At 50.7% G+C, this 5,075-nt stretch carries 4 protein-coding genes; 2 read left to right on the forward strand and 2 right to left on the reverse strand.

The genetic code is table 11. The annotated features are described in order from the left end of the window. Window positions 1–1,039: 1,039 nt before the first annotated feature. Both GX117_01580 and GX117_01585 read right to left on the reverse strand, forming a co-directional pair. Window positions 1,040–1,768: a hypothetical protein gene (locus tag GX117_01580; GenBank protein ID NLO32036.1), complete on the reverse strand. Its 729-nt coding sequence runs from the start codon at window positions 1,766–1,768 to the stop codon at window positions 1,040–1,042. Between the two features lie 630 nt (window positions 1,769–2,398). After that, window positions 2,399–2,653: a hypothetical protein gene (locus tag GX117_01585; protein ID NLO32037.1), complete on the reverse strand. Its 255-nt coding sequence runs from the start codon at window positions 2,651–2,653 to the stop codon at window positions 2,399–2,401. 412 nt (window positions 2,654–3,065) lie between these two features. Here GX117_01585 and trpD point away from each other — a divergent pair, with 412 nt between their 5' ends. Together trpD and GX117_01595 are read left to right on the forward strand one after the other, a co-directional pair. Then, window positions 3,066–4,091 (forward strand): anthranilate phosphoribosyltransferase, encoded by a 1,026-nt coding sequence (gene trpD, locus GX117_01590; protein NLO32038.1) that lies wholly within the window; start codon window positions 3,066–3,068, stop codon window positions 4,089–4,091. Window positions 4,092–4,198: 107 nt separating this feature from the next. After that, window positions 4,199–5,053, forward strand: coding sequence for a hypothetical protein (locus tag GX117_01595; protein NLO32039.1), 855 nt, complete (start codon window positions 4,199–4,201; stop codon window positions 5,051–5,053). Window positions 5,054–5,075: the final 22 nt, after the last annotated feature.

The following is a 5,075-nucleotide window of genomic DNA, read 5'->3' on the forward strand; positions in this document are numbered from 1 at the left end:
CCTTCGAATGTCGCGTGGTACACATATTCACATTCAATGCTTTCCATGGATAGCATGCGTTCCAGAAGCATGTCGCGAAGTGCTGAACCGTCCATAACCTGAGCGTTGCATATCCAGGAGAAGCACACTAAAACGAACAACATGAACGGGCAACAAAAGGAAATGTAATAGCGGTAGTTTCCATACAGAAACACTCTCAGTATCGCATCCGATAAACTCTTGGTCTTATTCAGCATAATGACACTCCCTACAATCCCAATGGAAGGAAAACACATTGTTGGTGTAGACACAGATTAGAACAACATTCACTTCTTAGAGCGTGTACGAGAAGTCCAAGATCGCGCCTTTCCAACAGAGGCGCTAGCCTTATCTCGAAATCGGGGTACACTCTGACTTTGTTAAGGCGCGGCTCTGCGTACTATTTTTTCGCCGATTGATTGAACACGTACATAACCCAAGGGACTGCTCCCCCAGACTACAGGAATATATGGGCAAAGCAATTAAATAGGTCCTCATGGATTCATGATTTGAAAGAAAGATTTTCCGTACACGCTCTAAGCAATTATATTTGGGCTGTAGTATCAAGAGGGTGTTCCTGCGCAAACTACTATCGGCGCAACACATTTTGCGGGTTCATCTTTTATTCGATTACAGTCAGATTCCTCTGGCCTCACAAAAGGAACCGGGCATGTTGTGAAACAATCCTTGCAAGAAGTTGGAGCCGTTTTTTCATCGCATGTACTACCACACTTTAGTTCATTTTTTCCAAGGGCATTCTTTTCGCATACCCGTGTAGCCGGATCTTCAGGCATCACATAGTACCCAGTATCTTTTGTGCATGCACACGAGGATACTCCACCGGGATTTTGAAACCATTTACATGGAACATAAGGTACAGGGGTGATGCCCTCTACCCCTGGACAAGGAGTTTCTTTGCACGTACAATAATCATCCCATGGTTTTTCTGGTTCCGCAAAACCAACCATGTGGACGCCAATCACAATTGACGCCACAAGCAGAACTAAAAAGGCTCTTTTCATCAACATTTTTCTTTTCTCCTTTGCCGATCAAGTCGGCGGTCACGTGAAAACCAAACTGATCCAAGACAAATCATTGCCAACAAACACAGAATCAACGACGTAACTTGGGGAATTCGAAGTCCCATAATTAGCGCAGCGTCGTCGTCTCGAAAAAACTGCACGACGAATCGTTGTCCACCATGAGCCGCTATAAACAGCAGAAAAATAACTCCACCCCGCACCTTCATTTTGAGGGCAACGGTAAGAAGCAATATGAAGAACACGAATGAAAACCCCGCATTCACAAGCTGCACTGGGAGATCTATCAAGACGTGAATGACGCCATAACAACATCCAGCAAAGAAACAGCCAATGTGACCAAGGCTTTCGGCAAGCGCTGCGAAGGGCGCAAGCGCATCCATCATACGTATTTTCGGGATTTTTCTAATCCAAGCATAGAGCAACAGTACAAGAATAATAGCAATCACACTTCCCGAGGACAGATATCCAACGCTCAATGGATTTAGTGCCTCGCGAAGACTATTTCCCGACTGCAAAACATAAGCAATTCGCCCGCCATACAAACTACCAAGCAGTAGCCATATGCCAATATCCGGGCGAATTGCCCATGTGCCATGGTGGTGCTGGTAGAGAAAGGTAGAACCCAATGAAAGGCATAGCGCACCTAGACATTGAAATAGCAACCACGTTGATACCTCGGTCCCAAATATTTCCACCAGAGATTTCATAGTGCTTGCATCCTCGCGCCTCTGGCTACTGAAAAATTAATTTCTCTGGATGGAGGCATATAGCAGCCCATTAAATACCAGAGCGTGGGTTGGCCAAATAAAGACAAGGAAAGAAAGGCCGTCTTTGTGGATATGTGGGGCCCTTTATACATACGGTGCGACACTGTAATTATGTGCATGCATGTATGCACGGGCGCGCGACATGAAAGAGATTGTGTCAAAAAAGACTTGACAAAGGTATATCCATGCATGTATGCACGGGCGCGCGACATGAAAGGACTTGCGTGTAGGTGGAATATATACCGTGAAACGGAAATCGTAGCGTTTTTACGAATAGAGAGCGTACCCCCCCCCCCCGCACCTTCGCGACGCATAAATACGTTACCCATACCAAGTCTCCTTTTACGTTAATCCACATGCTATATGAACTTCAATAAAGGCAGATTTGATGCTCCACTTGCATTGTACTACAGTCGGAATAAATTGTCAAGCACCCCGTTTTTTGATCCGGTTGTTATGGAGGGTTTGTGTGTTTCATGAGCGCGCCTCTTTCGGCGAATTCTTTTGGGGTTCGATTACCCAGAGCAAAATGGAGAAGTGCCTCGTTATAATGTACCTTCCCAATCATAGTCAATTGTTGTGTTTCTTTAATCGGGCGGTGGCGGAGGCGGCGCGCTCATTGATCCAAGGCCGTGCACCCGGGTTCCGCAACACCCCGCCCGCACGCTTCGACGCAACACCTGTAGGGGGGCGATAAATCGTGCCCCTACACCGGAAGGCTTTGTGCGTCTCCTGTCCATCGCGTCCATCCTGTCCATCGCGTCCATCCTGTCCATCCCGTCCATCCTGTCCATCCGGTCCATCGCGTCCATTAGAGGAAAACATCTCCGTCCGCCGGTTCTCAAGCCTGTTTCTAAGCCTTGCTTTCCCACGTCATTCTGAGCGCAGCGAAGAATCCGGTGGCAGTGGAGCCGGCGCGATCATTGATCCAAGGCTGTGTACCTGGGCTTCCGCAACACCTTACTTCTCTCACGCTGACCCAACAACGGCTGTTCAAGATTTAAATAATAGACCAAGGAAAACACTTCATTACCGAACTCCGGCCGAAGTCTTTTTTCAGGAAAGGGTTGCAATTCGAGTTTGAACCTGCGCCGGTTGCATTTCAACCTTGAAGCCGCCCCGTCAATTTCTTAAGCTATACAGTTGAAGTACACAATCAGTTTTTGTATTATAAAGCGGTAAGAAGGGCGAGCAAAGGATCAATTCAGGAGCACATTTTTTGAACACGAAGTTGACCATTCACGACATTATAGAACTTTTGTGCGACGGCGCGCACTTGACCCGAGAACAATCGGCACGGGCCATGGACTTAATCATGACCGGTGAAGCGACCAACGCGCAAATGGCTGCCCTCTTAATCGCACTGCGCATGAAAGGCGAAACCTCCGAAGAAATCACCGGATTCGCACAGGTCATGCGCCTATACGCCACCCGCGTAGTCACCGGACGCGAGCCCTTGTTGGATACCTGCGGTACCGGCGGAGATTGCCGCGGCACCTTTAACGTGTCCACCACCGCTGCGCTCGTCGCGGCAGGCGCAGGCGTGATCGTCGCCAAACACGGGAACCGCGCCGCCTCCAGCCGCTGCGGCAGTGCCGACGTCTTGGAAGCGCTCGGCGTGAACATCAATCTGGATGCCGAACAAACCGGTGCCTGCATCGACGAAGTGGGGATCGGATTCCTCTTTGCTCGAACCCTGCACAAATCTATGAAATATATTGCGCCCGTCCGATTGGAATTAAAAGCGCGCACCGTATTTAATATTCTCGGACCCTTGACCAACCCCGCAGAAGCCAAACGGCAGGTCGTCGGTGTGTTAAACGCCCAATTGGCACCCACCATGGCGCGCGCCTTGCTCTCCTTGGGCACGCAGCATGCTTTCGTCGTCGCCGGCGAAGACGGTCTCGACGAACTGTCCATCAGCGGCCCCTCGCTTATTTGCGAGGCGAGCGGCGACAAAATCTCCGAGTATGAAATCAACCCCCACGACTTCGGCTTGAAGCCCGTACCCTTGGAAGCCATCCTCGGCGGTGATCCCATGGTGAACGCATCCATCACCCGGCGCATCCTTGAAGGCGAACACTGCGCCTGCCGTGATATGGTCGTATTAAATACGGCGCCTGCCCTCGTTGCGGGCGGTGTCGCAACTTCTCTACAAGAAGGGATTCTTATGGCTGCGGAAAGCATTGATTCCGGCGCGGCCCTATCGAAACTCAACGAACTGATCGCTTATACCCGCGGTCTCCGGATCACGCCTTACTAAAGGCATTCGGATTGACTGTGGTTTACATATATTAAGATGAGATGAACCTCAAAACGTAGAGGTTCTGCGATGCCGTGACACATCTACAAACGCGTTAAGGAGCAAGAATGGACACACTCTTTACACCGGAAACCCCCGCGACACTGCTTCCGGCAGCAGTTTTCTCCGGAGATTTCAATACGGGGAAGTCAATGCTGATCAACGCACTCCTGCACCGGGAGGCGCTGTTCATGAGTCGTGAGGAAAGCCGCACACCGCCCGTATTAATGGCGAAATCACAGACGCCGGAAATCCAATACGGTGCACGCATGGAAAATAGCGGCGAAACCATGGTCTTATCCCGAGACGATTTTCTCAACGCCAGAAAAACCAATTCCGTACCCTGTGACAGCGAAGCCTTGGCTGTGCTGCTGCCCGACATGCCTTTCAGACACTTTGTCTTTGTCGATACGCCGGGCGCGTCAAGCCTCGAAAACAGGCCCGCCATACCCGGCGCAGCCACTGCCTTCGACCAATCCCTATTCGTCTTGGCGACAACCCTCGAATACTGGCCAGCACGCCACACCATCTCCCTGATCAAAGAATATCACGCCCGCTTCCCGGGCCGTTTCGTCGTGGCGGCGAATATGGCAGAACAATTCAATGCGAAAGAAATCAGACGCGTCTGCGATCGTGCGCGGCTGCGGCTGGAACGGAACGGTATCACACCGGCACCGCCTGTATTCGCGCTCTCGGCACGCCTCGAACTGGCACGGCGCTTTGGCGAGGACGAATATCGAAATCGCATCAAGCCCGATGTACGCGAATTATGCGATTGCGGCTTCGATGCTTTCCGGGTCATGTTATATGAATTCGAGGCACGGGCAACGATTGCCTCCACCGCGTATGACCTCGATAACGTGTTGGGAAGCCCACTGGCTGACGCGGTTATCATGAATCAGAAAGGGCAAAAAGTATGCTGATTAATCCCCACCAAGAGAACCG

The sequence above is a fragment of the Candidatus Hydrogenedentota bacterium genome, from assembly GCA_012523015.1.
GTDB lineage: Bacteria > Hydrogenedentota > Hydrogenedentia > Hydrogenedentales > CAITNO01 > JAAYBJ01.